25 protein-coding genes, 1 tRNA gene and 1 riboswitch are annotated in these 26,403 nt (G+C 66.8%); of the genes, 15 read left to right on the top strand and 11 right to left on the bottom strand.

The window, feature by feature from the left end:
• Positions 1–8 precede the first annotated feature (8 nt).
• The gene (locus tag C6P61_RS01195) at positions 9–2,237 is read right to left on the bottom strand and encodes a malate synthase G (RefSeq protein WP_105728097.1); all 2,229 of its coding nucleotides are present in this window, start codon (positions 2,235–2,237) and stop codon (positions 9–11) included.
• Between the two features lie 192 nt (positions 2,238–2,429).
• Between C6P61_RS01195 and C6P61_RS01190 the strand changes: the two genes are divergently transcribed.
• Entirely contained in the window at positions 2,430–3,362 is a 933-nt protein-coding gene (locus tag C6P61_RS01190) for a LysR family transcriptional regulator (RefSeq protein WP_105728096.1), read from the top strand.
• On the opposite strand, the gene C6P61_RS01185 is transcribed toward C6P61_RS01190, so the two are convergent.
• The 8 genes from C6P61_RS01185 to mnmG all read right to left on the bottom strand — a co-directional run bounded on the left by C6P61_RS01185 (position 3,313) and on the right by mnmG (position 10,577).
• Positions 3,313–3,726, bottom strand: a complete 414-nt coding sequence (locus C6P61_RS01185; protein ID WP_244908718.1) for a VanZ family protein — start codon at positions 3,724–3,726, stop codon at positions 3,313–3,315. The two genes, C6P61_RS01190 and C6P61_RS01185, sit on opposite strands and share 50 nt — an antisense overlap.
• The gene (locus C6P61_RS01180) at positions 3,723–4,289 is read right to left on the bottom strand and encodes a cob(I)yrinic acid a,c-diamide adenosyltransferase (protein ID WP_105728095.1); all 567 of its coding nucleotides are present in this window, start codon (positions 4,287–4,289) and stop codon (positions 3,723–3,725) included. The genes C6P61_RS01185 and C6P61_RS01180 overlap by 4 nt, the downstream gene beginning before the upstream one ends.
• Positions 4,290–4,350: 61 nt before the next feature.
• A complete protein-coding gene (locus tag C6P61_RS01175) occupies positions 4,351–5,259 on the bottom strand; it encodes an META domain-containing protein (protein WP_161125459.1) in 909 nt (302 codons plus the stop codon).
• Positions 5,260–5,355: 96 nt separating this feature from the next.
• Positions 5,356–6,339: a ParB/RepB/Spo0J family partition protein gene (locus C6P61_RS01170; RefSeq protein ID WP_105728165.1), complete on the bottom strand. Its 984-nt coding sequence runs from the start codon at positions 6,337–6,339 to the stop codon at positions 5,356–5,358.
• A gap of 23 nt (positions 6,340–6,362) precedes the next feature.
• Positions 6,363–6,917: an RBBP9/YdeN family alpha/beta hydrolase gene (locus C6P61_RS01165; RefSeq protein WP_105728093.1), complete on the bottom strand. Its 555-nt coding sequence runs from the start codon at positions 6,915–6,917 to the stop codon at positions 6,363–6,365.
• Positions 6,918–6,929: 12 nt separating this feature from the next.
• Entirely contained in the window at positions 6,930–7,700 is a 771-nt protein-coding gene (locus C6P61_RS01160) for a ParA family protein (RefSeq protein WP_105728092.1), read from the bottom strand.
• A 214-nt stretch (positions 7,701–7,914) separates the two neighbouring features.
• On the bottom strand, positions 7,915–8,574 hold the full coding sequence (gene rsmG / locus C6P61_RS01155; RefSeq protein WP_105728091.1) for a 16S rRNA (guanine(527)-N(7))-methyltransferase RsmG: 660 nt from the start codon (positions 8,572–8,574) through the stop codon (positions 7,915–7,917).
• Positions 8,571–10,577, bottom strand: a complete 2,007-nt coding sequence (gene mnmG, locus C6P61_RS01150; protein ID WP_105728090.1) for a tRNA uridine-5-carboxymethylaminomethyl(34) synthesis enzyme MnmG — start codon at positions 10,575–10,577, stop codon at positions 8,571–8,573. Before mnmG ends, rsmG begins: the two co-directional genes overlap by 4 nt.
• Before the next feature lie 161 nt (positions 10,578–10,738).
• Here mnmG and C6P61_RS01145 point away from each other — a divergent pair, with 161 nt between their 5' ends.
• From C6P61_RS01145 to C6P61_RS01085, 13 genes are all read left to right on the top strand, one after another.
• On the top strand, positions 10,739–10,948 hold the full coding sequence (locus C6P61_RS01145) for a type II toxin-antitoxin system VapB family antitoxin (protein ID WP_105728164.1): 210 nt from the start codon (positions 10,739–10,741) through the stop codon (positions 10,946–10,948).
• Positions 10,945–11,325 (top strand): type II toxin-antitoxin system VapC family toxin, encoded by a 381-nt coding sequence (locus C6P61_RS01140; protein WP_105728089.1) that lies wholly within the window; start codon positions 10,945–10,947, stop codon positions 11,323–11,325. Before C6P61_RS01145 ends, C6P61_RS01140 begins: the two co-directional genes overlap by 4 nt.
• Positions 11,326–11,345: 20 nt before the next feature.
• Entirely contained in the window at positions 11,346–11,609 is a 264-nt protein-coding gene (locus C6P61_RS17565; protein ID WP_146114947.1) for a YkgJ family cysteine cluster protein, read from the top strand.
• 361 nt (positions 11,610–11,970) lie between these two features.
• Positions 11,971–12,480, top strand: coding sequence for a lysozyme (locus tag C6P61_RS01130; RefSeq protein WP_211296906.1), 510 nt, complete (start codon positions 11,971–11,973; stop codon positions 12,478–12,480).
• Entirely contained in the window at positions 12,467–13,018 is a 552-nt protein-coding gene (locus C6P61_RS01125; protein ID WP_105728087.1) for a lysozyme inhibitor LprI family protein, read from the top strand. The genes C6P61_RS01130 and C6P61_RS01125 overlap by 14 nt, the downstream gene beginning before the upstream one ends.
• 238 nt (positions 13,019–13,256) lie before the next feature.
• Positions 13,257–14,297: an ABC transporter ATP-binding protein gene (locus C6P61_RS01120; RefSeq protein WP_105728086.1), complete on the top strand. Its 1,041-nt coding sequence runs from the start codon at positions 13,257–13,259 to the stop codon at positions 14,295–14,297.
• Between the two features lie 85 nt (positions 14,298–14,382).
• Positions 14,383–15,654: an ABC transporter substrate-binding protein gene (locus C6P61_RS01115; RefSeq protein WP_105728085.1), complete on the top strand. Its 1,272-nt coding sequence runs from the start codon at positions 14,383–14,385 to the stop codon at positions 15,652–15,654.
• A 19-nt stretch (positions 15,655–15,673) separates the two neighbouring features.
• Entirely contained in the window at positions 15,674–16,582 is a 909-nt protein-coding gene (locus tag C6P61_RS01110; protein WP_105728084.1) for an ABC transporter permease, read from the top strand.
• A 1-nt stretch (position 16,583) separates the two neighbouring features.
• Positions 16,584–17,474, top strand: coding sequence for an ABC transporter permease (locus C6P61_RS01105; protein WP_105728083.1), 891 nt, complete (start codon positions 16,584–16,586; stop codon positions 17,472–17,474).
• Between the two features lie 37 nt (positions 17,475–17,511).
• A complete protein-coding gene (locus C6P61_RS01100; protein ID WP_105728082.1) occupies positions 17,512–18,243 on the top strand; it encodes an aspartate/glutamate racemase family protein in 732 nt (243 codons plus the stop codon).
• A 2-nt stretch (positions 18,244–18,245) separates the two neighbouring features.
• A complete protein-coding gene (upp, locus tag C6P61_RS01095) occupies positions 18,246–18,878 on the top strand; it encodes a uracil phosphoribosyltransferase (protein ID WP_105728081.1) in 633 nt (210 codons plus the stop codon).
• Between the two features lie 233 nt (positions 18,879–19,111).
• A complete protein-coding gene (locus C6P61_RS01090; RefSeq protein WP_211296905.1) occupies positions 19,112–23,821 on the top strand; it encodes a PAS domain S-box protein in 4,710 nt (1,569 codons plus the stop codon).
• Between the two features lie 120 nt (positions 23,822–23,941).
• Positions 23,942–24,841, top strand: a complete 900-nt coding sequence (locus C6P61_RS01085; RefSeq protein ID WP_105728079.1) for a DNA/RNA non-specific endonuclease — start codon at positions 23,942–23,944, stop codon at positions 24,839–24,841.
• 39 nt (positions 24,842–24,880) lie between these two features.
• Here the strand turns inward: C6P61_RS01085 and C6P61_RS01080 are convergent, their stop codons facing one another.
• Positions 24,881–25,459, bottom strand: a complete 579-nt coding sequence (locus C6P61_RS01080) for a TMEM165/GDT1 family protein (RefSeq protein ID WP_105728078.1) — start codon at positions 25,457–25,459, stop codon at positions 24,881–24,883.
• A riboswitch (yybP-ykoY riboswitch) is annotated at positions 25,460–25,645 on the bottom strand.
• Positions 25,646–25,747: 102 nt separating this feature from the next.
• On the opposite strand from C6P61_RS01080, the gene C6P61_RS01075 reads away from it, so the two are divergent.
• A complete protein-coding gene (locus C6P61_RS01075) occupies positions 25,748–26,002 on the top strand; it encodes a hypothetical protein (RefSeq protein WP_105728077.1) in 255 nt (84 codons plus the stop codon).
• Positions 26,003–26,243: 241 nt separating this feature from the next.
• Here the strand turns inward: C6P61_RS01075 and C6P61_RS01070 are convergent.
• Positions 26,244–26,320 (bottom strand) — tRNA-Met (locus tag C6P61_RS01070).
• Positions 26,321–26,403: the final 83 nt, after the last annotated feature.

Genomic DNA, 26,403 nt, shown 5'->3' with positions numbered 1-26,403 from the left:
GGCCGTGATCAGGCAGCAGCCTTGACCTGCAGGCGCCAGGCGTGCAGCAGCGGCTCGGTGTAGCCGCTCGGCTGTTCCTTGCCCTTGAACACCAGGTCCAGCGCCGCCTGGTAGGCCGCGCCCTCGGGGTTGGCGACCAGGCTCTTGTAGGCCGGATCGCCGGCGTTCTGCTGGTCGACCTTGGCCGCCATGCGCTCGAAGGTCGCGCGCACCTGGGCCTCGGTCACGACGCCATGCTGCAACCAGTTGGCCATGTGCTGGCTGCTGATGCGCAGCGTGGCGCGGTCTTCCATCAGGCCGATGTCGTGGATGTCGGGCACCTTGGAGCAGCCCACGCCCTGGTCGACCCAGCGCACCACATAGCCCAGGATGCCCTGCGCGTTGTTGTCGAGCTCCTGCTGGCGCTCCTCGGCGCTCCACTTGGCCTCGGCCACCACCGGAATGGTCAGCAGGTCGGTCATGAGCTTCTCGGCCAGCTCGGCGTTGCTGGTGTCGCCGCTGGTCTCGATCTGCTGCTGCACCTCGGCCACGCTGACCTGGTGGTAATGCAGCGCGTGCAGGGTGGCGCCGGTCGGGCTCGGCACCCAGGCGGTGTTGGCGCCGGCCTTGGGGTGGCCGATCTTCTGCTTGAGCATCTCGGCCATCAGGTCGGGCATGGCCCACATGCCCTTGCCGATCTGGGCCCGGCCGCGCAGGCCGGACTGCAGGCCGATCAGCACGTTGCGGCGCTCGTAGGCGGCGATCCAGGCGCTGGACTTGATGTCGCCCTTGCGCATCATCGGGCCGGCCAGCATCGCGGTATGCATCTCGTCGCCGGTGCGATCCAGGAAGCCGGTGTTGATGAAGGCGACCCGGCTGGCAGCGGCCGCGATGCAGGCGCGCAGGTTGACGCTGGTGCGGCGCTCCTCGTCCATGATGCCGAGCTTGACGGTGCTGTCAGGCAGGCCGAGCAGCTGCTCGACGCGGCCGAACAGTTCGGCGGCAAAGCCGACCTCGACCGGGCCGTGCATCTTGGGCTTGACGATGTAGACGCTGCCGCTGCGGCTGTTGCGGATGCCGTTGACGCCATGACCCTGCAGGTCGTGCAGCGCGATCGTGGTGGTGACGACGGCATCCATGATGCCTTCGGGGATCTCGCGCACGCTGCCGTCGGCATCGGTCCAGAGGATGGCCGGGTTGGTCATCAGATGGCCGACGTTGCGCAGGAACATCAGGCTGCGGCCGTGCAGGCGCACCTGGCCCTGGCCGTCGGCGGCGGTGTAGAGGCGGTCGGGGTTGAGGCCGCGCGTGAGCTGCTGGCCGCCCTTCTCGAAGGTCTCGGTCAGCGTGCCCTTCAGGATGCCGAGCCAGTTGGAGTAGCCCAGCACCTTGTCCTCGGCATCGACCGCGGCGACCGAGTCCTCGAGGTCGAGGATGGTCGACAGCGCGGCTTCCATCACCAGGTCGCTGACGCCAGCGGCGTCGCTGGCACCGATGGCGGTGCTGCGGTCGATGATCAGGTCGAAGTGGATGCCGTTGTGCACGAACAGCAGCGACTTCGGCGCAGCGGCATCGCCCTGGTAGCCGGCCAGCTGGGCCGGATGCTTCAGGCCGCTGACGCTGCCGTCCTTGAGCGTGACCTGCAGCGCACCGTCAACGACGGCGTAGCCGGTCGAGTCATGGTGCGAACCGGCTGCCAGCGGTGCGGACTGGTCGAGGAAATCGCGCGCGAAGGCGATCACCTTGGCGCCGCGCACCGGGTTGTAGCCCCGGCCCTTCTGGGCGCCGTCGGTCTCGGGAATGGCGTCGGTGCCGTAGAGCGCGTCGTACAGGCTGCCCCAGCGCGCATTGGCGGCGTTGAGCGCGTAGCGTGCGTTGGTGATCGGCACCACCAGTTGCGGGCCGGCCTGCTGGGCCAGCTCGGCATCGACATTGGCGGTCGTGACCTGCGCCGCCGGTTGCGGCACCAGATAGGCGATCTGCTCCAGGAAGGCGCGGTAGGCCGGCATGTCGGTGATCGGGCCCGGGTGGGCGCGGTGCCAGGCGTCGAGCTCGGTCTGCAGGCGGTCGCGCTCGGCCAGCAGCGCACGGTTCTTCGGCGCGAGGTCGGCGACGATGGCGTCGAAACCGGCCCAGAAATGGGCGGATTCGATGCCGGTGCCAGGCAGCACCTGGTCTTCGATGAACTGGTGCAGTTCCTGGGCCACCTGCAGGCGGTGGATGGTGAAGCGGGCGTTGCTGTTCGAGCGGGCGTTCATGTTCAAGTCTCCAGACGGTTTCGACCGGCAAGTCAGGCAAGGTCCATGCCGACTTGTCCACAGCCCCACTGTATGCGAGTTCCATGACGGGATTCGAAGGCAGTTTGCAATTTCAGTCGTGACTTTTTCTTACATAATCCACAAAATTATCCCCAGACTCATCGATAAAAATTAACTAAAGCGCAGGCAAGGATGGACAAGCTCAAGGCGATGGAAACCTTCGTCGCAGTCGCAGCGCGCGGCAGCCTGGCCGCGGCGGCGCGTGCCGAGGGCGTGGCGCCGGCCGTGATCGGGCGCCGGCTCGATCTGCTGGAGGAAAAACTGGGCGTCAAGCTGATGCTGCGCACCACGCGCCGCATCACGCTGACGCACGAGGGCGGTGCCTACCTCGAGGACTGCCAGCGCCTGCTGGCCGAGATCGCGAGCGCCGAGGCCAGCGTGAGCGCCGGCGGCGCCCAGGCCAGCGGCCGGCTGCGGCTGACGGCGCCGGCCGGTTTCGGACGGCGCCATGTCGCGCCGCTGGTGCCGCTGTTTCACGAACTGCACCCCGAGGTCACGATCTCGCTGAACCTGAGCGACCGCGTGATCGACCTCGCTGGCGAGGGCTATGACTGCGCGGTGCGCGTCGGCGACCTGCCCGATTCGTCGCTGATCAGCGTGCGGCTGGCCGACAACCGGCGGCTCTGCGTCGCGGCGCCGCGCTACCTGCAACGCCACGGCCGGCCGGAACATCCGCAGGAGCTGGCGCGCTTCGACTGCCTGGTGCTGTCATCGGATGCCTCGCAGACGCGCGGCTGGGCGTTCCGGCTGCCGGGGCGCGGCGGCAAGCCAGAGCAACTGATCCATCTGCGGCCGGACGGGCCGTTCGACTGCACCGACGGCCAGGTGCTGCATGAATGGTGCCTGGCCGGTCACGGCATCGCCTGGCGCAGCACTTGGGAGGTCGAATCCGACATCGCGGCCGGACGCCTGGTCACCCTGCTCGAGGACTACGCGGCGGCGCCCAACGGCATCTATGCGGTGTTCCCGCAGCGCAAGCACCTGCCGCTACGGGTGCGGCTGTGGGTCGATTTCCTCAAGGCGCGCTACGGCCAGCCGGGCTTCTGGCAACAGCGCAACGGCTGAGGCGCGCGACCAGCACCAGACCGGCGACCAGACCGACGGCATCGGCCAGCCAGTCGGCCCAGTCGCCGCTGCGCCAGCCGGTAGCGGCCTGGGCCAGCTCGATCGCGCCGCCGAAGAGCAGCAAATTGGCCGCCAGCAGACCGAGCCGACGCGGATAGGCCAGCGCACCCAGCGCGCCCAGCGCGGCGAAGGCCAGCGCATGCTGTGCCTTGTCCCACAGAGTGAAGGCCTGCGATGGCAGATAGGTGGTCGGCGACAGGGTCAGCGCCACGACGATCAGCAGCAGCAGCCAGAAAGTCCAGCGGGCCCAGCGCTGCAAGCTGCCACTGGCAGGTTGTTGCACCGGATTGCCGGACCGCGTCATGCCTGGCCGGCCTGTTGCAGCCGTTCGCTCTTCCAGTAGACATCGTCGCCGCCGTTGACGCGGTTGAGCACGCGCGCGAGCACGAACAACAGGTCGCTGAGCCGGTTCAGGTACTGGCGCGGGGTTTCGTTGATCGATTCCTCGTTGCCCAGTGCCACCACCTGGCGCTCGGCGCGGCGGGCCACGGTGCGGCAGACATGGGCCTGGGCCGCCGCGCGGGTTCCGGCTGGCAGGATGAACTCCTGCAGCTTGGGCAGCTGCGCGTTGTAGCGCAACAGCGCCTGGTCGAGCGTGAGCACGGCCTCGGCCTTGAGCAGCTCGTAGCCCGGGATGCTGAGCTCGCCGCCGAGGTTGAACAGCTGGTGCTGGATCTCGACCAGCAGCGCGCGCACGTCATCGGGCATCTCCTCGCACAGCAGCAGGCCGATCTGCGAGTTGAGCTCGTCGATGTCGCCCATCGCGTGCACGCGCAGGCTGTTCTTGCTGACACGGTGATTGTTGCCGAGTCCGGTGGTGCCGGCATCGCCGGTTCGGGTGGCGATTTGCGTGAGTCGATTGCCCATGGCGGTTCCGTTTCGAGGTGAATGGCGTGAGGGGGAGCCGAGGATCTGGTGTCAGCCAGGCTCAGGATTGGGTCCGCTTTTGTGCGACCTGGGTGTTCTTCTTGCCGCTGCTCTTGGCGCGGTTCTTGGCCGCCGGGCCCGCCTTGGCTTGCCGGGCCTTGCTGGATTTGGCCGACTTGACAGCCTTGCTGGATTTGGCGCCAGCGGCACGCAGGGAAGCCTTGCCGGCCGCTGTCTTGGCCGCCTTGGCCTGGATCGGCTGGCAAACCGGCGCCTTGGCCTTGCGCGACTTGCCAGCACCCTTCCTGGCCTTGACCGGACGGCAGTCCTGGCTGGCCACCTGGCGCGCCGAAGCGGCTTGCATGGCGACTGGACGCTCCCGGGCCGGCTGCAGCGCCGCTGCCGCCGCCGGAGCGAGGGCGGCAGCAGTTGCCACTGCCGGCAGCGCGCGACGCCCCAGGCCCTGTTCGAGCGCCTGGGTATCCTGATTGGCGCTGGGTCGCAGCCGCAACAGCTCGCTGCTGCCGCTGCGCAGCAACAAGCCGCGGTCCCAGCGGAAATTGTCGACCATCATCAGGGCCGAGTTCAGGAAAGCTTCGGAGCGCGGGGGCTTTTCGCAAACCCGTTGGGTGCTGCCGTATTTCGAGACCCGGAACAGCCCCTGGGCATCGCGTTCGACCCGCCCCGAGAAGTAGTTGCAGCCACCGTCGACCCAGAGCGAGCCATTGGGGCGCAACACCACGCGCGCGGGGCGCTGGTTGTCGGACAGCATGGGCTGGCCCGCCAGCTCGACCACGTCCCAGGCCTGCTCGAAGGGCTGGGCCAGCTCCAATGGCAGGGTCTGCGCCAAGGCATCGACTGGCAGCGCCGCCGACGGCGGGGACGGCGGCGGCACTTGCGCCCCGGCGACATTCAGACAAGCCAGCGCCAGCAGGGCCAGCCAGCCAACAGAGACGGAGCGAAATCTCATAACAATCCTGTGCGGGGAGGAACCCATGTCAACCCGCGATGCAGGTCTGCTGATCATTTTCTCAGATTGGCGTCCAATTTCAGCTGGCCGGGATATTCAATCGGTCTGGCCGCGCAAGCGCTCGATCAGGCCGTTGAGTTCGGCCAGCGAGCCGAACTGGATCGCAAGCTCGCCGAGCTGCTCGACCTGGCCATGGCGCTTGACGCTTTTCTTGATCCGGACCTCGACCGCCGCCGTCAGCAGGTCGGACAGCTCCTCCTCGACCCGGAGCACATCGCGCGACTTGGATTCGGGCGACCTGGCGGCCGGAGCCTCGGAACCTGCGCCGAGCTTGCGCACCAGGCCCTCGGTCTCGCGCACCGACAGCTTGCGCGCGTTGATCTGGTGCGCGGCGCTGATCTGGGCCGCGCGCTCCAGACCCAGCAAGGCGCGCGCATGGCCCATGTCGAGGTCGCCCGCCATCAGCATGGTCTGGACCGGTTCAGTCAGGTTCAACAGGCGCAGCAGATTGCTGGCGGCGCTGCGCGAGCGACCGACGGCCTGGGCCGCCTGCTCATGCGTCAGACCGAACTCGTTGACCAGGCGCTGCAGGCCCTGGGCTTCCTCGAGCGGGTTGAGGTCCTCGCGCTGGATGTTCTCGATCAGCGCCATCGCGGCAGCGGCCTCGTTCGGCACGTCGCGCACCAGCACCGGGACCTGCTCGAGGCCGGCCAGGCGCGAGGCGCGAAAGCGCCGCTCGCCAGCGATGATCTCGTAGACCGGCCGCGTTCCACGTGGAACAGCCGGCAGACCCTGCTGCTGCTGCCAGGCTGCCAGGCGGCGCAGGCCCTCGGCCTCCTCGAGCGGACGCACCAGGATCGGCTGCATGATGCCCTGGGCCTTGATGCTCTCGGCCAGCTCGTAGAGCGCGCCCTCGTCCATGCGCGTGCGCGGCTGGTAGCTGCCCGGCACCAGATCGCTCAGGGCAAGCTGGTTCGGCAGCTCGGCGCTGGCGGCATCGAGGCTGGTGCTCTCGTCGAGCTTGGGACCGAGCAGGGCCTCCAGGCCGCGGCCGAGTCCCTTGAATTTTTTCGTCGCCATCAGGGGCTCCATCTTCTTTCAGCTTATGCCAGCCAGGGCTGGAGCAGCGCATGGCCTTCGGGCCAGTCGCCCAGGCCGGAATCGGCATTCAGGTGGCCGCGCGCACCGGCATCGACCAGGCGGCTGCCCCAGGCCTGCGCGAGTTGCTCGGCACGCTCGAAGCGGCAATAGGGGTCATCCTGGCTCGCGACCAGCAGGCTGGCAAAAGGCAGCGGATCGCGCAGGATCGGCGCCCAACCCGGCAAGGCCGGTGCCAGGTCCGGCTGTTCGACATCGCCCGGCGCCACCAGCAGCGCGCCGCGCACCTTGTGGCTGTGACGCGAGAACCTGGCCCAGGCCGCTACCAGCACACAGCCCAGGCTGTGCGCAACCAGCACGACTGGCCGCTCGCTGTCGATCACGGTCTCGTCGAGCCGCGCCAGCCAGTCGCCGCGGCGCGGCTGCTGCCAGTCATGCTGCTCGACGCGGGCGTAGCCGTGTAGCGCCTCCCAGCGGCTCTGCCAATGGGCGGAGCCGCTGCCCTGCCAGCCCGGCAGGATCAGCACCTGCGGTGCAGCGTCATGGTTGGCATGTTTCACGTGAAACCTCGCTCACAGGCGCTCGATGCGCTCGACCATCTCGCGCGCGAACTCGATGAAGGCCTTGCTGCCCTTGGCCGACGGGTCGAACACCACGCCCGGCAGGCCGTAGCTCGGTGCCTCGGCCAGCCGCACGTTGCGCGGAATCACGGTCTGGAACACCTCGTCGCCGAAATGCTCGAACAGCTGGTCGCTGACCTGCTTCTGCAGCATGGTGCGGGCGTCGAACATCACGCGCAGCAGGCCGATCACCTTGAGCTCGCGGTTCAGGTTGGCGCGCACCTGCTTGATGGTGTTGACCAGATCGGACACGCCTTCGAGCGCGAAATACTCGCACTGCATCGGCACGATCACGCCGTTGGCCGCGCACAGGCCGTTGAGCGTCAGCAGGCTCAGCGAGGGCGGACAGTCGATCAGCACGAAATCGTAGTCGGCCGCCACCGCTGCCAGCGCCTGCTTGAGGCGCTGTTCGCGCTGGTCCAGTCCGACCAGCTCGATCTCGGCGCCGGCCAGCTCGCGGTTCGCACCCAGCACGCGGTAGCCGCAGGCCTCGGCGTTGACGGCAGCTTCGGCAATGGTCGCCTCGCCGAGCAGCACGTCGTAGATGCTGAGTGCGAGCTCGCGCTTGTTGACGCCCGAACCCATGGTCGCATTGCCCTGCGGGTCGAGGTCGATCAACAGCACGCGCTGACCGATCCTGGCCAGTCCGGCGGCCAGGTTGACGCTGGTGGTGGTCTTGCCGACGCCGCCCTTCTGGTTGGCAATGCAAAAGATCTTGGCCATGGTGGGGCTAGCTCAAACAGGAGAATTGCAGAAAAAGATGCCCGGCGCAGCTGATGGCGCAGGCCTGATGTTGCCGCCGAGTTTAAGGGCTTTCCCGGGTAAGGCCTGCGACAAGACAGTGACGGGCCGTGGTCAGCAACGCGCCCAGGACGGCAGGACGGACCGAAGGCCAGGCGCCTGGCTGGCGCCCAGACCTTTCGGAGTCAGCTCGGATTCAGGCCGCCTTGGGCCGGACCCAGACGATGCAGCGCTCGGCGTCCAACCCCGGTACCTGCAGCTGTTCCACGTGGAACAACTCCAACTCGGGCGCCAGCGCCACGATCTCGTCGGCCGGATGCTTGCCCTTCATCGCCAGCCAGACGCCCTGCTCGGCCAGGGCCTGGCGCGACCAGTTGGTGAAGTCGGCCAGCGAGGCAAAGGCTCGCGAGCTCACGACATCCCAGTGCTGCTTGAGGTTTTCCACCCGGGCATGCAGGCCGTGCAGATTGGGCAGCCGCAACGCCGCCGCAATCTGCTGGATGAACAGCGCCTTCTTGGCCACGGTATCGACGCAGCTGACATCGAGCTCGGGGCAGACGATCGCGAACACCGCGCCCGGCAGGCCGGCACCCGAGCCGACGTCGAGCAGGCGCGGCTTTTCCAGCCCCATGGCCGCCAGCTGACGCCGCAGCGGTGCCACCGCTGCCAGGCTGTCGAGCAGGTGATGGGTCAGCATTTCCTGCGGGTCGCGCAGCGCGGTCAGGTTGTAGACCTTGTTCCACTTGGCGACCCAGTCCAGATAGGACAGCAGCTTGGCCACCTGCTCGTCGTTCAGTTCCAGGCCCAGCTCTGCGATGCCGGCGCGCAGGCCGGTTTCCAGCGGATGCGCGCTCATGCCTGCACCTCGCCGTTCTCGGTGGCGACAGCGGGCAGTTCGGCGAAGCCCTTGAACTTGCCACGCTTGAGGTGGATCAGCAACAGCGAGATGCTGGCCGGCGTGATGCCCGAAATGCGCGAGGCCTGGCCCAGCGTCTCGGGCCGGTGCTTGGCCAGCTTCTGGCGCGCCTCAATGCTGAGCGCGGCGACCTGCAGGTAGTCGAGCTCGGCCGGCAGCTTGAGATGCTCGTAATAGGCAGCGCGCTCGACCTCGCCCTTCTGGCGCTCGATATAGCCCGAATACTTGGCCGCGATCTCGACCTGCTCGACCACCGCCTCGTACTGCTCGGCCAATGTTTCACGTGAAACAGGGGCCGGCGCGCCGTCCTTGCCCTTGGCGGCAAAGCGGCCGCCTTCCATCGTGGTCAGCTCGGCATAGCTGACACCGGGGCGGCGCAGCAGGTCGAACAGCTTGTACTCGTGATCGATCGCCTTGCCCAGCACGCGCTCGGCCTCGGCGGCCGACAGCGTGGCCGGATTGGCCCAGCTCGACTTCAGGCGCTCTGTTTCACGTGAAACAGCGTCGCGCTTGCGGTTGAAGGCATCCCAGCGCGCGTCATCGACCAGGCCCAGGCGACGCCCGGTCTCGGTCAGGCGCATGTCGGCGTTGTCCTCGCGCAATTGCAGCCGGAACTCGGCCCGGCTCGTGAACATGCGGTAGGGCTCGGTCACGCCCTTGGTGATCAGGTCATCGACCAGCACGCCCAGGTAGGCCTCGTCGCGCTGCGGGCACCAGGCGCCCTCGCCGCGCACCTGCAGCGCCGCGTTGATGCCGGCAAACAGGCCCTGCGCTGCCGCTTCCTCGTAGCCGGTGGTGCCGTTGATCTGGCCGGCAAAGAACAGTCCGTTGATCTGCTTGGTCTCGAAGCTCGACTTGAGCTCGCGCGGGTCGAAGTAGTCGTACTCGATCGCGTAGCCCGGGCGCAGGATGTTGCACTGCTCCAGCCCCTTGATGGATCGCACCAGCGCGAGCTGGATGTCGAACGGCAGGCTGGTGCTGATGCCGTTGGGGTAAAACTCGTGCGTGGTCAGGCCCTCGGGCTCGAGGAAGATCTGGTGGCTGTCCTTGTCGGCGAAGCGGTTGATCTTGTCCTCGACGCTCGGGCAATAGCGCGGACCGACGCCCTCGATCTTGCCGGTGAACATCGGGCTGCGGTCGAAGCCGCTGCGGATGATCTCGTGCGTGCGCTCGTTGGTGTGCGTGATCCAGCAGGGCAGCTGCTGCGGATGCATCGCGGCATTGCCCATGAAGCTGAACACCGGTACCGGCTGGTCGGCGGTGGCAGAGCCCGGCATGCCGTCGCCGGGCTGCTCGGTGCACTGGCTGAAGTCGATCGTGCGGCCGTCCAGCCGCGGCGGCGTGCCGGTCTTGAGCCGGCCCTGCGCCAGCTTGAGTTCCTTCAGCCGCGCCGACAAGCTGACCGAGGGCGGGTCGCCGGCACGACCGCCGGCATGGTTCTCGAGGCCGACATGGATCTTGCCGTCGAGGAAGGTGCCGGCCGTCAGCACCACCGTACGGGCGCGAAAGCGAATGCCGATCTGCGTCACGGCGCCGACCACGCGATCGCCCTCGACCATCAGGTCGTCGACCGCCTGCTGGAACAGCGTCAGGTTCGGCTGGTTTTCCAGCATGCGGCGGATCGCGGCCTTGTACAGGATGCGGTCGGCCTGGGCCCGGGTCGCGCGCACCGCCGGCCCCTTGCTGCCGTTGAGGATGCGGAACTGGATACCGCCCTCGTCAGTCGCCAGCGCCATCGCGCCGCCGAGCGCGTCGACCTCCTTGACCAGATGGCCCTTGCCGATGCCGCCGATCGAGGGGTTGCAGCTCATGGCCCCCAGCGTCTCGATGTTGTGGCTCAGCAGCAGGGTCTGGCAGCCCATGCGCGCGGCGGCGAGCGCGGCCTCGGTGCCGGCATGGCCGCCGCCGACGACGATGACATCGAATTCTTGTGGGTAGAGCATGGAAATAGCGGAAAGACAGGCAACAGATCTGCCTTGAAAAGATCAGGCCCGATTTTACCGGCGGGGTGCATTTTTCACACGGCATGATCACGGACCGACCCAAGCAGCTCCGATCTTTTTGATGCAAAATGATGTCATCATTGATGATGAAGAGGGCCGACATGCGCACTACCCTGACGATTGACGACCAGCTGTTTGCCAAGGCCATCGCACTGGCAGATCACCCTGGCATGGAAAAATCCGAGCTGCTGAGGGAATGCGTGAAAGCGTTCATCCAGCGGCAGACGGCCCGGCGCCTCGCCGCGCTGGGCGGGCAGGCGCCCGAAATCGAACTGGTGCCGCGCCAGCGCGAAGGGCAGTCGGCCACATGAACGTACTAGTCGACAGCTCGATCTGGGTCGGGCACTTCAAGCAACGCAACGACCGTCTGGTCGCGCTGCTTGAAGCAGGCGCCGTGATCAGCCATCCCTATGTGGTGGCGGAGGTGGCTTGCGGCACCCCGCCCAGTCGCCGAGCCATCATCAACATGCTGGGCGAGCTCGAACAGGCGCCAGTCGCCACGCACGACGAGCTGCTGACGCTGCTGGAAGCCAGACAGTTGTATGGGCGTGGCTGCGGACTGACGGACATCAGCCTGCTCGCCTCGACGCTGATCAGCGAAAGAACCTGGCTCTGGACCGCTGACAGAAGGCTGGAGGCCCTGGCTACCGAACTCGGCAAGGCCTACCGCCCGCCGCTGCATGCCTGACACCCGGCTGGATAAATAGCATGTCACTCTCCTGCCGCCCCGGCTGCGCCGCCTGCTGCATCGCGCCCTCGATCAGCAGCCCCATGCCCGGACTGCCCAAGGGCAAGCCCGCTGGCCTCCCCTGCCCCCATCTCGACGCCGAGCTGCGCTGCCGCCTGTTCGGCCAGCCGGAACGGCCGGCGGTCTGCGGCTCGCTGCCACCCAGCCACGAGATGTGTGGCGAAACGCGCGAGCAGGCCATGGTCTATCTGCAGCGGCTGGAACAGGCGACGGCGCCGGGATGATGTTTCACGTGGAACAGGCACTGCGTGTTTGACGCTGCTGCTCCAGCTTACGAAGAAAGCTGCAGCGGCGCCTGTATCAGCCGCCATGAAACCGGCGTCTACGAGCCGGCTTTCGATTTCGCAGGCAAACCAGTCCCGACGCGGGGCATGACAGTGACCTGCTTTTACCGGAGGAAGGACAGGCTTGCGAATCTGCTGCTATGCCTGTCGGCCGGTGCTTATCCCCACCCAACGAGAAGAACTGGAGACCTGGTTGGGCAGAGTCGAACAGGCCGACAACTGCTTGAATTAAGCGACCTGGACTGGCATCCTCCCCCAATCCGGATAAGAATCAAGCGTGATCACGCACAGGGAGGACAAGGTGGAAACAGGCCAGCACCACATGGTACCGAGCCGCACATTGATTGAGCTGCTCAAGCAGGTCGAGTCGCTCAGGCTCAGACCTTACGATGACCAGACCGACCAAGAGATCAGCGCCTGGGTGCCAGGCGCCACGGTGGGCTACGGCCATCTGATCCCGCAAGCCGAATGGCGCACGTTCAAGGGCGGTATCAGCATGGTACAGGCCAACGCGCTGTTCGAACGCGACCTGGCCCCCTTCGTCGCAGGCGTCCGCAGCAGGCTGCATCGCGCAGTGCTGCAGCAGGAATTCGACGCCATGGTCATGCTCGCATTCAATATCGGTAACAACGCCTTCGCAGGCTCGCGCGCGCAGGGGCTGATCAACGCCGGCCACGCGGCGGACAGCCACGAGCTCGAAGCAGCGTGGAAATCATGGAACCGCTCGCAGGGCAGGGTGATGCAAGGACTGGTGCGACGCAGACAATGCGAATGGGACATATTCTCCAAGGGTGTCTATGCACGGTGGTGACAGCCCGGTTCAACCACGTCGGACTCTTGGTCGCAGTGCGCGGGCACTGCTGCTGGCCGGTGCGCTGCTGGCCTCGACCCTGGCCAGCGCCCTCGACAACCCGGACGCGCCCGACCTGCTGCAGACCTTCGAGTCCAGCGCCGAACAGCATCTGCAGGCAATCGCAGCGTCCAGCACTACCGATGCGGACATGCTGCGCGCTTACGCTGCCTACCAGGCCTATCTGGAGCAGGAAATGGACCACCACTTCAACGGATTGCTGTCCCGACTCGACGCCAGTGCGGCACAGACACTACGCGAGTCGCAGCAGCGCTGGCTGCGCTGGCGTAAAGCGGAACAGGACTTCGTCGACAGCAACTGGACGGCCGCGAACTTCGGCAGTTCGGGCCGGATCACCCGTGCGGCCTCGCGTACATTGCTGCTGCGGCACCGCGTCATCGAGCTGCTCCACTACCGGCAGCACTATGCCGACGCGGCCGGCGAGCTTGATCACCCTGACAGAAAACCACCACCTGTTTCACATGAAACAGGACCGTAGTCATGCAACCTGATCGGCCAGTCCGAGCGCCCAGGACTGCACGCTCGTACGCATCACCAACCGCAAGCTCTCCCTAACGGCCGACGACTAGCCTGCCAGCCCGCCCGCACCAACTTGCATCGCAGGCACCGATCCTGATCGCAGCGGGTCCGGCTGCGCACAAGCCTGGTGAACAGGAGTACCCAATCCATGATGGGATTGTGTACAAAGCTGGCATGGCGCTTGCGTAGTTGGGGCCATGAGCCTCACCAAGCCCCCCGCCGCTTCCGCACTCGAGCTGGTCGGACTGACCAAGCGCTATGGCAACGCCTTCACCGCGGTCGATGCGATCGACCTCAGGATAGCGGCCGGCAGCTACTGCTGCCTGCTCGGCCCCTCGGGTTGCGGCAAGAGCTCGACCCTGCGCATGATCGCCGGCCACGAGACGGTGTCCGAGGGCGACATCCTGCTCGGCGGACGCAACATCACGCAGGCGCCGGCGGCGCAACGCGGCACCGCGATGATGTTCCAGAGCTATGCGCTGTTCCCGCACCTGAGCGCGCTCGACAACGTCGCCTTCAGCCTCAAGATGAAAGGCATCGGCAAGGCCGAGCGCCAGCGCAAGGCGCAGGAACTGCTCGAACGGGTGGCACTCGGCGCGTTGGCGCAGCGCAAGCCGGCTGAACTGTCGGGCGGACAGCAGCAGCGCGTCGCGCTCGCCCGCGCCCTGATCACCCAGCCCCAGGTGCTGCTGCTCGACGAGCCGCTGTCGGCGCTCGACCCCTTCCTGCGCGTGCAGATGCGGGCCGAACTGCGCCGCTGGCAGCAGGAGCTCGGGCTGACCTTCATCCATGTCACCCACTCGCAGGAAGAAGCCATGGCCCTGGCCGACCAGATGGTCGTGATGAACCAGGGCCGGATCGAACAGGCCGGCAGTCCGCGCGAGGTCTTCAACCAGCCCGCCACCGAATTCGTCGCCAACTTCATGGGCGGCCACAACGTGCTCGACAGCGGCGGGCAGCGCATCGCGGTCCGATCCGACCGGATCGCCGTGCACCACATCGCCTCGCTGGCCGGCGACCTGCCCAGCCTCGAGGGCCAGGTCTGCGACATCGAATACCAGGGCAGCCATGTGCTGCTCGGAGTCGAGACCCTGGATGCTGCGTCCGCGCCGCGCAAGAAGCTGCTGGTGACGCTGCCGGAGGCCGAATTCCTGCAGCAGCCGCTGGGCCTGCACCAGCCGGTGCGGCTGTCCTGGCGCCCCGAGCAGGCCCATGTGCTGGCCGCATCCAGCGTCTGAAACCGTTCCCCTGCCCGCCGCCCTCACTTTCACTCCGTTGCCTGACGGCCTCAGGTTCCCCCTTCCTCTTCAGGAGTTTTCGTCCATGAGCCACGACACCGACAAGACCCGCAGCGAACCCCAGCGCCGCCAGATCCTCAAGGGCGCCGCCGCCGTGCTGGCCAGCGGCATGTTCCCGGCCATCCACGCGCAAGAGAAGATCACGCTGCGCTACCTGGGCACGGCGGTCAACCAGGACAAGACCATCGCCGAGAAGTTCGAGGCCGACACCGGCATCAAGATCCAGTATGTCGCCGTCACCACCGACGAGGTCACCAAGCGCGCCATCACCGCGCCCAACAGCTTCGACCTGATCGACACCGAATACTTCTCGCTCAAGAAGATCATCCCGACCGGCAACCTGCTCGGCATCGACAGCCGGCGCATCAAGAACGCCGACAAGATCACCCCGCTGTTCACGCAAGGCACGGTGGCCGGCAAGGCGGTCGGCGACCAAGGCACGGCGCCGAAGAAGGTCATGTACCTGGAAAAGCCCGAGAGCAAGAAGTTCGCCAGCGCGCCGACCCCGTTCATGACGCTGATCCCGACCGTCTACAACGCCGACACCCTGGGCATCCGCCCCGACCTGATCAAGCGCCCGATCAACTCCTGGGCCGAGCTGCTGAATCCCGAGTTCAAGGGCAAGGCCGCCATCCTCAACATCCCCTCGATCGGCATCATGGACGCCGCGATGGTGGTCGAGGCCATGGGCCTGTACAAGTACCCAGACAAGGGCAACATGACCAAGGCCGAGATCGACCTGACGATCAGGACCCTGGTCGAGGCCAAGAAGGCCGGCCAGTTCCGCGCGCTCTGGAAGGACTTCAACGAGTCGGTCAACCTGATGGCCTCGGGCGAGGTCGTGATCCAGTCGATGTGGAGCCCGGCCGTGACCGCCGTGCGCACCAAGGGCATCGCCTGCAACTTCCAGCCGCTCAAGGAAGGCTACCGCGCCTGGGCCGCCGGCTTCGGCCTGCCCAAGACCCTGTCGGGCCGCAAGCTCGACGGTGCCTACGAGTTCATCAACTGGTTCCTCGACGGCTGGGCCGGTGCCTACCTGAACCGCCAGGGCTATTACAGCGCCGTGCTCGACACCGCCAAGGCCAAGATGGAAGCCTACGAATGGGCCTACTGGATGGAGGGCAAGCCTGCCGCCAAGGACATCAAGAACCCGACCGGCGACGTGCTGGCCAAGGCCGGCAGCGTGCGCGACGGCGGCAGCTACGAGCAGCGCATGGGCAGCATCGCCTGCTGGAACGCGGTCATGGACGAGAACGAGTACATGGTGCGCAAGTGGAACGAATTCGTCGCGGCCTGATGGCCTGAGAAGGTAAGCCATGAGCACCGCCGCCTCCGTTTCCCCTCGCAGCGACCCGGGCATCCATCCCTGGTGGCAGGCGCTGCCTTTCGCGGCGGTGTTCTTGGCATTCTTCGTGATCCCGCTCGGGCTGGTCCTGATGGTCAGCTTCTGGGACTTCAACGAATACGAGCTGCTGCCGGCCTTCACCTGGCGCAACTATGTCTCGATGTGGGAGGGCTGCGGCCGTCTCAACGAGTACGGCGACTTCTGCGTCACGCTCTCGACCTACCTGTCGACGCTCAAGTTCGCGCTGCTGAGCTGGGCGCTGACGCTGGTGCTGGGCTTCGCGCTGGCCTATTTCCTGGCCTTCCACGTCCATTCGGTCGGCATGCAGACCCTGCTGTTCGTGCTCTGCACGGTGCCGTTCTGGACTTCCAACGTGATCCGGATGATTGCCTGGGTGCCGCTGCTGGGCCGCAACGGCCTGCTCAACCAGGGACTGGAAGCGACCGGACTGATCCGGCAGCCGCTCGAGTGGCTGCTTTTCTCGGACTTCTCGGTGCTGCTGGCCTATGTCCACCTCTACACCATGTTCATGATCGTGCCGATCTTCAACTCGATGATGCGGATCGACCGCAGCCTGCTCGAGGCCGCGCGCGACGCCGGCGCCAGCGCCTGGCAGACGCTGTGGAACGTGATCGTGCCGCTGTCGCGCACCGGCATCCTGATCGGCTCGATCTTCATCATCACGATCGTGATGGGCGACTTCGTCACCGTCGGCGTGATGGGCGGACAGCAGATCGCCTCGATCGGCAAGATGATCCAGGTCCAGACCAGCTACCTGCAGTTCCCACTCGCGGCGGCCAATGCCGTGGTGCTGCTGCTGACCGTCCTGATGATCGTCTGGGGCCTGACCCGGGTGGTCGACATCCGCAAGGAGCTTTGACATGGCCGCCACCTACCGCGAACCCCGCGCGCCCGGCTTCTGGCCGCTGGCCCTGCTGTTTGGCGCCTTCGTGCTGTTCCTCTATGGCCCGATGCTGACCATCTTCGTGCTGAGCTTCCAGGGCCCCGAGGGCGGCCTGACCTTCCCGATGCGCGGCTGGTCGCTGCACTGGTACCGCCAGCTCGCCGAAGGCCTGGGCGTGGTGGACATCGGCGCTGCCTTTCGCCGCTCGCTGGCCCTGGGCGCGGTCGTGATGGGGCTGACCGTGCTGCTGTCGCTGCTGGCCTCGCTGGCCTTTCGCAAGCGGCTGCGCGGCGGCAACCTGCTGTTCTACGTCACGATCGCCAGCCTGATCATGCCATCGATCGTGGTCTCGCTCGGCATCGGCCTGCAGTTCCGCCTGCTCGACAGCGGCATCAAGCAGCTGGCCGAGGCCTGGGGCCTGCATGACTGGCTCGAAACCTTCACCACCAGCCTGGGGCTGTTCAGCTCGGCGCTGGGTGCCCACCTGAGCTGGACCTTGCCGTTCGGGCTGCTGATCATGTTCGCGGTCTTCAACCGCTTCAACCCGGCCTACGAGGAAGCCGCGCGCGACCTCGGCGCCAGCCCCTGGCAGACCTTCCGCCATGTGGTGCTGCCGCTGATCGCGCCGTCGGCGATCGGGGTCGGCATGTTCGGCTTCACGCTGAGCTGGGACGAGATCGCGCGCACCTCGCAGGCCATCGGCGATGTCAACACGCTGCCGCTCGAACTGCAGGGCCTGACCACCACCGTCACCACGCCCGCGATCTATGCGCTCGGCACCGTCACGACCGTGGTCTCGTTTGCCGTCATGGCACTGGCCATCGGCGCGACGCGTGCCCTCAAGCGGCGCCAGGGCGGCTCGCGCTGAAGTCCGCCACTCGACCGACCTGCAGAGACCCTGATCCATGAGCCACAAGCGAGGACGCCAGCGCCGGCTGCTGGTGATCAACCCCAACACCACCAGCAGCATCACGGAACGGGTGCAGCAGGCGATCCATGCCGAATCGCCGCCGGATGTCTGGACCGAGGCCGTCACGGCGCGCTTCGGCGCGCCCTACATCGGCGACCCCTGCGGCTATGCCGTGGCTGCGCACGCGACGCTGGAAAGCTGGGCCCGGTACTCGAGCCAGCACACCCTGGGCCCGGACGGCATCGTGATCGCCTGCTTCGGCGACCCCGGCCTGCTGGCCCTGCGCGAGCTGGCGAACTGCCCGGTCACGGGCCTGGCCGAGGCCGCATTGGCGCAAGCCGCCGATTTCGGCCGCTGTGCAATACTGACCGGCGGGCAGGCCTGGAAACCGATGCTCGAACGCCTGCTGCCCGACCTGGCCCACGCCGATCGGGTCTGCGGCATCGAGACCGTCGAGCTCAGCGGGGCCCAGATCCACGCCGACCCGCAGGCGGCCGAGGCCGTGCTGCTGCAGGCCTGCCGGCGCATCGAGCAGCGGTGGCCGGTCGACAGCCTGATCCTCGGCGGCGCGGGCCTGGCCGGCATGGCGGCGCGGTTGCAAGACCGGCTGCAGCTCAAGCTGATCGACAGCGTGGCCGCCGCCGCGCACCAGGTCTGGCTCGCGCCGCCGAGCCTGGGCCGCGGCGCCCCACCCTGGCTGCTTCAGCCTTCACCACGGAATTCCTGACCATGAACGCCCAACTGCACCTGATCGACCACCCGCTGATCCAGCACAAGCTGAGCCTGATGCGGTGCAAGGACACCAGCACCAAGAACTTCCGCCAGCTGGCGCGCGAAATCAGCGCCCTGCTGGCCTACGAGCTCACACGCGACATGCCGACGCAGTTGGTGCGGATCGAAACCCCGCTCGAGGCCATGGACGCACGCATGATCGACGGCAAGAAGATCGTGCTAGCCTCGATCCTGCGCGCCGGCAACGGCCTGCTCGACGGCATGCTCGACATCTTGCCGAGCGCGCGCGTCGGCCATATCGGCCTCTACCGCAATCCCGGGACGCTGGAGGCGGTGGAGTACTACTTCAAGATGCCGCAGGACATGGCGGAGCGCGACGTGATCGTGCTCGACCCGATGCTGGCCACCGGCAACTCGGCGGCAGCGGCGGTCGAGCGGCTCAAGGCCTGCCAGCCACGCTCGATCCGCTTCGTCTGCCTGCTGACCTGTCCGGAAGGCATCGCGCGCTTTCACCGGCAGCACCCGGACGTGCCGATCTTCACCCCGGCGGTCGACCGTGGGCTGGACGAGCACGGCTACATCGTGCCCGGCCTGGGCGACGCGGGCGACCGCCTGTTCGGCACCCAGTAACCGGCAGACCGTGACCCGGGCTGGCGGGCCGCCGGACAGCTTGTTCCACGTGAAACAGCCGCCCGGCAACGGCCAGCTGGCGCGGAAACATCAGCTGCCACGCCTAGGCAGCCAGCGTAGCTCCCAGTACCATAGCCAGGGAAGGGAGTGGGTGCATGGCTGCCGCTGGTCCGGCGCTTGAGCTGTGCTGCCGGCGGCCGGGGTCGGCGTGGACCCGAAGTGCAAAAGCAACGATGTCTATCCGGTCAACGCTATCGAATGTCGGTCGTCGGCGCCTGCTCGCGCTCGGCCTGTGCTGGGCCGGCCTGTTGCTGCCGGCCACCGATGCCCTGGCCGACGCGCACACCCTGCATATCGTCAGCGACGACAACTACCCGCCCTACCTGTTCCGCGACGCCGACGGCCAGGTCCAGGGCTACCTGGTCGACTACTGGCAGCTGTGGCAACAGAAGACCGGGGTCCCGGTCCAGCTCAGCGCGACGCAATGGGCCGAGGCGCAGCGCCAGCTCCAGCAGGGCGAAGCCGATGTGATCGACATGATCTACCGCACGCCAGCGCGCGAGCCGCTCTACGACTTCTCGCCGCCCTACGCCCGGCTGCCGGTCAACATCTACAGCCATGCCTCGATCGGCGGCATCAGCAATGTGCAAACGCTCAAGGGCTTCCAGGTCGGCGTGCAGAAGGGCGACGCCTGCATCGACAAGCTCGCCGAACGGGGCATCACGTCGCTGCTGCAATACAACAACTACGAGGCCCTGCTCGCCGCCGCCAGCCGCGCCGAAATCAAGATCTTCTGTGCCGACGAGGCACCGGCCAACTTCTACCTCTACCGGCTCGGCATCGGAAACGACTTCCGCAAGGCCTTCGAGCTCTATGTCGGAGAGTTCCATCGCGCGGTGCGCAAGGGCGACGCACAGACGCTGGCGCTGGTCGTGCGCGGCATGCAGGCCATCAGCGCCGAGGAAGATGCCGAACTGCGCAGCAAATGGTTCGGTGCCCCGCTCGATCCGGACCAGGCCGCCCTGCTGCTCCACCTCAAGCTGGGCAGTGCGGCCATCCTCGGCATCATGCTGCTGCTGGGCGGCTGGGTCTGGATCACCCGACAGGTGGTCAAGCGCAGGACCGCCGAACTGGCCGAGAGCGAGGACCGCTTCCGCGCCCTGTTCGAGGACACCCGCCAAGCCATCGTGCTGATCGAGGCCGGCCACATCGTCGCGGCCAACCGCGCGGCGCTCGAGATGCTGCGCATGGAGCGCCCGGAGCAGCTGATCGGCCAGACATACGAGCTGATTTCGCCGCCCTTGCAGCCCGACGGAGCGAACTCGGCCGAGAAGGCGATCGAGATGGGCCGGATCGCGCAGGGGCGCGGCTTCCACGAGTTCGAATGGCTGCATCAGCGCGCCGATGGCGAGACTTTTCCGGTGCAGGTGCTGCTGACGACGATCCGGCGCGGCGGCAAGAAGCTGATGCATGCGGTATTGAACGACATCACGGCGCAGAAACAGGCCGAGCACACCTTGGCCGAATACCGTCAGGAACTTGAGCGCCAGGTCGCCGAACGCACCGCCGAGCTGGCCGCGGCCAGCGACCACCTGCGCAGCGCCAATGCCCAGATGCACGCCATCGTCGACTCGGCCAGCGCCGCCATCATGCTGGTGCGCCATCGCATGATCGAGCAGTGCAACCAGCGCACCGAAGCCATCACCGGCTATGACTGCACCGAGCTCGAAGGCCAGTCCAGCCGGATCCTCTACTGCGACGACGAGAGCTGGGAGAGCGAGAACGACACCATCTACCGCCAGATCGGCGATGGCCGGACCAATGTGACGGAGCTGCAATTGCAGCGCAAGGACGGCAGCCGCTACTGGGCCCGGCTGTCGGCACGCGCGATCGACCGGGCCGACCCGGCAGCCGGCATCGTCGCGCTGATCGATGACATCACCGAGCAGCGCGCGGCCAGCGAGGCGCTGCGCCTGGCGGCAGCGGAACAGCAGGCCATCCTCGAATCCGCCAGCTCGGGCATCGTGCTGCTCAAGGACCGGGTCGCGACGCGCTGCAACCAGCGCATGCACGAAATCCTGGGTTGGCACGACGGCGCACTGGTCGGACAGCCGACCCGGCTCTGGTACGCGACAGAACAGGACTACCTGCAGATCGGCCAAGAGGCCTATGTCGACATCTGGCAAGGCCGGACGCACCGGCGCGAACAGCTGATGCAGCGGCGCGACGGCAGCCCGGTCTGGACGCGCATCGTCGGACACGCGATTGACGCCGGCGATCCGGCACGCGGCTCGGTCTGGATCATCGACGACATCAGCGCCGAGCGGGCCGCAGCCCAGGTGCTGCGCCAGGCCAACGAGAAACTGGGGGTGCTGTTCGAGGCCGCGCCGGTCGGGCTGCTGCACTTGAGCGGCGACCAGCTCACCTCGATCAACCGGCGCTTCACCGAGCTGTTCGGCTACAAACGGGACGACATTCCGACGCTGGCGGACTGGTGGTCCAGGGCCTACCCCGACCCGGTCTACCGGCAACAGGTGCAGCAGACCTGGTCCGCCCTGGTCAAGCAGGCACAAGAGGGCAACGGCCAGGTGTCGCCGCAGGAATTCCGCGTCCGCTGCAAGAACGGCGAGGAACGCTGCCTGCTGATCGGCGGCCAGCTGATCGAGGACGGCATCATCGTGACCTTGACCGACATCAGTACGCTCAAGGAAACCGAGGCCGAGCTCAAGCGCGCCAAGGAGACAGCCGAGGACGCCGCACGCGCCAAGGCCGATTTCCTGGCCAATATGTCGCACGAGATCCGCACGCCGATGAACGCGGTGATCGGCATGACGCAGCTCGCGCTCAAGGCCGATCCCTCGCCGCGGGTGCACAACTACCTCAGCAAGATCCAGTCCTCGAGCCAGCTGCTGCTCGGCGTGATCAACGACATCCTGGACTTCAGCAAGATCGAGGCGCGCAAGATGGGGCTGGACCGGGCCGGCTTCGAGCTCGACCAGTTGCTCGACGACGTCACCGCGCTGATCGCCGAGAAGGCCGCCAGCAAGGGGCTGGCGCTGCTCGTTTCCACCGCCAGCGACGTGCCTGACCGCCTGATCGGCGACCCGCTGCGCCTGCAGCAGGTGCTGCTGAACCTGGCCAACAATGCGGTCAAGTTCACCGAGCACGGCGAGGTCGAGATCCAGGTCAAGCTGCAGCGGCGCCAGGCCGACAGCGTCGAACTGCGCTTCGAGGTACGCGACACCGGCATCGGCCTTTCGCCCGAGCAGCAAGACCAGCTGTTCCAGAGCTTCCAGCAGGCCGACAGCTCGACCACGCGCCGCTACGGCGGCACCGGGCTCGGGCTGGCGATTGCCAAGCGGCTGGCCGAGCTGATGGACGGCCAGATCGGCGTGGACAGCGTGCTGGGCCAGGGCTCGACCTTCTGGTTCACGGCCCGCCTCGGCCTGGGCAGCGAACAGCAGGAGCTCCAGCACAACGCCCTCGATCTCGGAGGACTGCGGATGCTGCTGGTCGATGACGACGACCAGGCACGCGAGGTCATGGCGGAGCTGATCACCAGCATGGGCTTCAAGTCCAGCGCCACGGCGTCCGGCAGCCAGGCGCTGGCCGAGATCGAACGGGCGGACGCCGCCGGCCTGCCCTACGACGTCGTGCTGCTGGACTGGAAAATGTCCGGCATGGACGGCATTGCGCTGGCGCGCGAAATCCGGCAGCGCGCACTGCGCCAGCCACCGCTGCTGCTGATGGTCACGGCCTACGACCGCGACGAGGCCTTGCCACTGGCCAGGGCCGCCGGCATCAGCGAAGTGCTGACCAAGCCCATCAGCGCCTCGATGCTGTTCGATGCGCTGATGCGGCAAATCGGCACCGGGGTTCGGCCGGTCCGCTCCGGGTCGCCCGATGCGCTGCACCGGTCCGCCGAGCTGGCCGGCGCCCGCGCGCTGCTGGTCGAGGACAACGAGCTCAACCAGGAGGTGGCGGCCGAATTCCTGCGCACCTTGGGCCTGGAGGTGGAGCTGGCCTCCGACGGCGCCATCGCACTGCAGAAAGTGCAACAGCAAGCCTACGATGTCGTGCTGATGGACATGCAGATGCCCGTGATGGACGGCCTGAGCGCGACGCGCGCGATCCGCCAGCTGCCCGGCCTGCAGGCGCTGCCGATACTCGCGATGACCGCCAACGCGATGGCACAAGACCGCGAGCGCTGCATCGAAGCCGGCATGAACGACCATATCGCCAAGCCGATCGCGGTGCAGGAGCTGGTCGACAAGCTGCAGCGCTGGGTCAGGCCCACAGCGGGTCGCAAGCCGGCAACGGTAGCGACCGGCCAGGCCAGAAGGCGCCGCTCCGAGCCCGGCTGGATCGCCGACCTGGCAGCTGTCGACGGACTCGACGCCAGGCTGGGACTGAGCCAGGTGCTCGGACGCGAAGCGCTCTACCGCGATATCCTGACCCGCTTCGTCGCCAGCCAGCGCGACCAGGCGGCGGCCATGGCGCAGGCCCTCGAGGCCGGCGACAGGGACCAGGCACAGCGGCTCGCGCACACGCTCAAGGGACTGGCGGCGCAGATCGGCGCACGGGCGCTCAGCGGACAGGCGGCAGAGCTGGAAGCCGCGTTGCGCGCGGGCACGCCGGACCCGGCAGCGCTGCTGGCTGGCATCGGCCATGAACTGCCCAGACTCAGCGATGCGATCGCGGCCCGTCTGCCACAGGCCTCGGCACAGGTGGCCGGAACCGACTTCGATCCGGAGCAGTGGCAGGCGCTGCGCACGCGCCTGCTCGAACTGCTGCGGCAGGACGACACGGCCTGCGTGGCGCTGTTCGAGCAACGGCAGGCGCTGGCCCGGGCGGCACTCGGGCCGGACTTCAGGGTCTTCGCCAATGCGATCGCGGACTTCGACTTCGCGACCGCGCTGGCGCTGCTGGAATCCCGGTCCTGAGCCGGGGGCGCACCTGTTTCACGTGGAACAACGCCTGGCGAATGATGGCGGTTCCAGTTGCAGGCGCTGGGAGACAGTACGGTGCGATCTGATGCGATATGGACCGATACTACGCAGGCCATGAAGTTCACCTACCCGCTCATCGCTGCCACGCTGGCAGTCATCACCGTCACAGCCGCTGGACCCGCACTGGCCAACGGCACCGACTGCCCGCAGCATTTTGCCGGCGGCCAGCCGCCGCAGATCGTCAACGCCAAGTTCAAGCCACGCACGCAGGAGCTCTGCTTCGAGGCCTTCGCGGTGCTGCACTCAGGCATCAGCCGCACGCCGCTCTACACCGCCGAGCGCCTGACACGCAAGAACCTGGAAGCCGCCAAGGCGCTGTCGCGCAAGGACAGCTTCCACGCCGAGGACCGGCTGCCGGAACGCGACCGCGCCGAGCTGTCGGATTACGCGCGTTCGGGCTACGACCGCGGCCACATGGCGCCGAACGCCGACATGCCGACGCGCAAGGCACAGGCCGAATCGTTCTCGCTCGCCAACATGGTGCCGCAGATACACGAGAACAATGCCGGCGTCTGGGCCGGCATCGAGGCGGCGGCGCGCGAGCTGGCCCGCGACGAGGGCGAGCTTTACGTGATCAGCGGCCCGGCCTTCATCGGCAAGGACATCCAGCAGATCGGTCGCGTGCTGGTGCCGACCCATGTCTGGAAGGTGCTCTACAGCCCGAAGCAGCAGCGCGCCGGCGCCTACCTGGTCACGAACGACAAGACCAAGGAATACGCGGTGCTGAGCATCGCCGAGCTGCAGAAGCTCGCCGGCATCGACGCCCTGCCCGGCCTGCCGGCCCAGGCGCGCGAGCAGGCCATGAGCCTGCCGAAACCGCAAGGCAATCGCGGCGGTGGCGGTGGCAGCAGCAAGAAGACCGAGCCGCAGCAGCAGCCGCAGGAAGATGAATTCACGCTGCGCGATGCCTCGCGCCTGCTGCTCAACCTGCTGCAGGGCGTGTTGGGCAAGTGAGGAACCAGGCCTGTTTCACGTGAAACAGGCCCTGGATACTCAAAGGCCGAAACTGGCGCCAGCCCCGAGCAGGGTCGCCACGCCGAGCACGGCAAATACCGCGGCCGCGATCGAGTGGACCAGCTGCATCGGAAGCTTGTTGGCCAGCTTGTCGCCGACGAAGACCGCCGGCACGTCCGCGATCAGCATGCCCAGCGTGGTGCCGATCACGACCAGCAGCGGCGTGGCGTAATGCGCGGCCATCGCCACGGTCGCGATCTGGGTCTTGTCGCCCATCTCGGCCAGGAAGAAGGTGACCAGGGTGGCGCCAAAGACGCCGAAGCGCTTGGCGATCTGGGTTTCCTCTTCCTCGATCTTGTCCGGGATCAGGGTCCAGACCGCCATCGCGATGAACGAGGCGCCCAGCACCCAGCGCAGGATCTCGGGGCTGATGGAGGCCGTGATCCAGGCGCCGAGCGCCCCCGCGAGTCCGTGGTTGACGATGGTCGCGACCAGGATGCCGAGGATGATGGGCAGGGGTTTCTTGAAGCGCGCCGCCAGGATGAAGGCCAGCAGCTGGGTCTTGTCGCCGATTTCAGCCAGGGCGACGACGCCAGTCGATACGAGAAGGGATTCCATGAGTGTTCCAAGGCCGGTACGGAGACGATTGACCACGACGCATCCCCGGCCAGATCGGAGGCATCATGATCAAAGGTCTTGCCAAGCTCGGAAACCGCTTGCGCCATGTCCTGCGGGACAAGTGTGTTGACGCAAGCCTCTTCAGGCTGAAGAGAGGCTACTCCCCAATGAAGCTCCAATTATAGGAGCATGGGCACTCAGCGCGAGGCCGGCGCGCCAGCCGGTTGCTGGCACACTTGCAGCTGCAACGGTTCCCGCGCATCATGCGCGGCAGAAGGAGGCCGATACATGGACGATGAGTTCCAACCCTATGGCAATGAAAGCGACGTGATCCGCGTGGGCGGACTTGAAATCGAGAACCGGCTCGACCGCCTGGTGCTGACCGGCGATCTGGTGCTGAGCCGCGACCGTGCCGGCCTGGCGCTGGCGCGCGAGCTGCACGCGCTGCTCGGGCGCGCGATCACGACGCTGGAGTCCGACCCCGGGCTGCCGGAGCGGATCGAGATCCTGCCGGCACGCGTGGTGCCGAACCCCTTCGCCTGAGCCCAGCAGGCGCCCCAGGCGCTGCCGTCCTGTGACGGGACGGCAGGAGCTGAATCAGACGGGGAATAAAGCCAGCGCCAGGCACAAGAGCTGACAGTCCGTCAGCACGATGCGACGGGCGGCAAACGTCAGACTGGAACTACAAGGCAGGGGGATTTGACTGACTTCGATCCAGTGACATCCGAAGGATGTCCGGCCTGTGACCGATGATTCTTGAAGAATCCTGAGAGCTCTTGACAAATGGTTGCGCGGGCAAGATTTGAACTTGCGACCTTTGGGTTATGAGCCCAACGAGCTACCAGGCTGCTCCACCGCGCGTCAAGAGGATCTACTGTAACAGAAACCAGCGCCCGCGCGGTGAATCCGCTCAAATAAATGGCCTCAGAACGTGTTCAAAGTCT

It is taken from the genome of Malikia spinosa, from assembly GCF_002980625.1.
GTDB classification, from domain to species: Bacteria; Pseudomonadota; Gammaproteobacteria; order Burkholderiales; family Burkholderiaceae_C; genus Malikia; species Malikia spinosa.
Note: the sequence above shows the minus strand (reverse complement) of the source record. Positions and strands in the feature narration are given on the sequence as shown.

What these genes read in the sequence shown, in the direction of transcription:
- rsmG (WP_105728091.1), bottom strand. Translation starts at nt 8,574, where the DNA reads ATGAGCGCGCATCCGCTGGAAACCGGCCTGCGCGCCGGCATCGCAGAG.
- C6P61_RS01100 (WP_105728082.1), top strand. Translation starts at nt 17,512, where the DNA reads ATGAGCCACAAGCGAGGACGCCAGCGCCGGCTGCTGGTGATCAACCCC.
- C6P61_RS01140 (WP_105728089.1), top strand. Translation starts at nt 10,945, where the DNA reads ATGAACGTACTAGTCGACAGCTCGATCTGGGTCGGGCACTTCAAGCAA.
- C6P61_RS17565 (WP_146114947.1), top strand. Translation starts at nt 11,346, where the DNA reads ATGTCACTCTCCTGCCGCCCCGGCTGCGCCGCCTGCTGCATCGCGCCC.
- mnmG (WP_105728090.1), bottom strand. Translation starts at nt 10,577, where the DNA reads ATGCTCTACCCACAAGAATTCGATGTCATCGTCGTCGGCGGCGGCCAT.
- C6P61_RS01110 (WP_105728084.1), top strand. Translation starts at nt 15,674, where the DNA reads ATGAGCACCGCCGCCTCCGTTTCCCCTCGCAGCGACCCGGGCATCCAT.
- C6P61_RS01115 (WP_105728085.1), top strand. Translation starts at nt 14,383, where the DNA reads ATGAGCCACGACACCGACAAGACCCGCAGCGAACCCCAGCGCCGCCAG.
- C6P61_RS01195 (WP_105728097.1), bottom strand. Translation starts at nt 2,237, where the DNA reads ATGAACGCCCGCTCGAACAGCAACGCCCGCTTCACCATCCACCGCCTG.
- C6P61_RS01190 (WP_105728096.1), top strand. Translation starts at nt 2,430, where the DNA reads ATGGACAAGCTCAAGGCGATGGAAACCTTCGTCGCAGTCGCAGCGCGC.
- C6P61_RS01185 (WP_244908718.1), bottom strand. Translation starts at nt 3,726, where the DNA reads ATGACGCGGTCCGGCAATCCGGTGCAACAACCTGCCAGTGGCAGCTTG.
- C6P61_RS01125 (WP_105728087.1), top strand. Translation starts at nt 12,467, where the DNA reads ATGCACGGTGGTGACAGCCCGGTTCAACCACGTCGGACTCTTGGTCGC.
- C6P61_RS01085 (WP_105728079.1), top strand. Translation starts at nt 23,942, where the DNA reads ATGAAGTTCACCTACCCGCTCATCGCTGCCACGCTGGCAGTCATCACC.
- C6P61_RS01075 (WP_105728077.1), top strand. Translation starts at nt 25,748, where the DNA reads ATGGACGATGAGTTCCAACCCTATGGCAATGAAAGCGACGTGATCCGC.
- C6P61_RS01145 (WP_105728164.1), top strand. Translation starts at nt 10,739, where the DNA reads ATGCGCACTACCCTGACGATTGACGACCAGCTGTTTGCCAAGGCCATC.
- C6P61_RS01170 (WP_105728165.1), bottom strand. Translation starts at nt 6,339, where the DNA reads ATGGCGACGAAAAAATTCAAGGGACTCGGCCGCGGCCTGGAGGCCCTG.
- upp (WP_105728081.1), top strand. Translation starts at nt 18,246, where the DNA reads ATGAACGCCCAACTGCACCTGATCGACCACCCGCTGATCCAGCACAAG.
- C6P61_RS01175 (WP_161125459.1), bottom strand. Translation starts at nt 5,259, where the DNA reads ATGAGATTTCGCTCCGTCTCTGTTGGCTGGCTGGCCCTGCTGGCGCTG.
- C6P61_RS01105 (WP_105728083.1), top strand. Translation starts at nt 16,584, where the DNA reads ATGGCCGCCACCTACCGCGAACCCCGCGCGCCCGGCTTCTGGCCGCTG.
- C6P61_RS01160 (WP_105728092.1), bottom strand. Translation starts at nt 7,700, where the DNA reads ATGGCCAAGATCTTTTGCATTGCCAACCAGAAGGGCGGCGTCGGCAAG.
- C6P61_RS01080 (WP_105728078.1), bottom strand. Translation starts at nt 25,459, where the DNA reads ATGGAATCCCTTCTCGTATCGACTGGCGTCGTCGCCCTGGCTGAAATC.
- C6P61_RS01180 (WP_105728095.1), bottom strand. Translation starts at nt 4,289, where the DNA reads ATGGGCAATCGACTCACGCAAATCGCCACCCGAACCGGCGATGCCGGC.
- C6P61_RS01120 (WP_105728086.1), top strand. Translation starts at nt 13,257, where the DNA reads ATGAGCCTCACCAAGCCCCCCGCCGCTTCCGCACTCGAGCTGGTCGGA.
- C6P61_RS01090 (WP_211296905.1), top strand. Translation starts at nt 19,112, where the DNA reads ATGTCTATCCGGTCAACGCTATCGAATGTCGGTCGTCGGCGCCTGCTC.